This is a genomic window from Mesorhizobium sp. M4B.F.Ca.ET.089.01.1.1 (genome assembly GCF_004022605.1).
Lineage (GTDB): Bacteria > Pseudomonadota > Alphaproteobacteria > Rhizobiales > Rhizobiaceae > Mesorhizobium > Mesorhizobium abyssinicae.
Genome location: NZ_RZOS01001302.1, coordinates 1 through 520, shown reverse-complemented (window position 1 = coordinate 520; position 520 = coordinate 1). Strand labels below are relative to the sequence as shown.

Annotated in this window: 1 protein-coding gene; it reads right to left on the bottom strand. The window is 57.1% G+C overall.

Annotation, left to right across the window (positions count from 1 at the left end; translation table 11 throughout):
- A partial coding sequence (locus EN780_RS37270; protein WP_245500285.1) for a LysR substrate-binding domain-containing protein occupies positions 1 to 520 on the bottom strand: 520 nt, incomplete at both ends.

The window sequence follows — 520 nt, the reverse complement described above, 5'->3', positions numbered from 1 at the left end:
ATTCGACACCAAGTCCGAGAACAGGCGGACGGCACGCCGGTTCATATGTCGCGATGGGCAGACGAGCCAATATCCTGGAAACTCGATGACATCGAACTCGGTCGAAACGGGCACCAGGCTTCCCGCTGCAAGGTCCTCGAATGCAATCGAGGTGCTTTCCAGAACCACGCCCGCGCCGTCCTTTGCCAACTGGACTGACATGGAAGAACGGTCGAAACGATAGGGGTACGTCATTCGCGCACCCTGGATGCCGTTGCGTGGCAGCCAGTAATCCCAGCGGAAATAGGCCTTGACGCTGTCTATCAATCTGGCGTGACGAAGCTGTTGTCGCGGATCAGATGAAAGCGCCTGCAACTCGGCCAAATAGGATGGCGAACACATTGGCAAGATGAGATCGTTTACGACGCAGTCCGAATACAGGCCGGCCCAACCACCGTCGCCGTAACGCAGGTCGAGATCGATGACCTCCGTTTCGAAGTCGGAGAAGTTTGGCGTTGCGTCGACCCGCAAATTCCAGCTC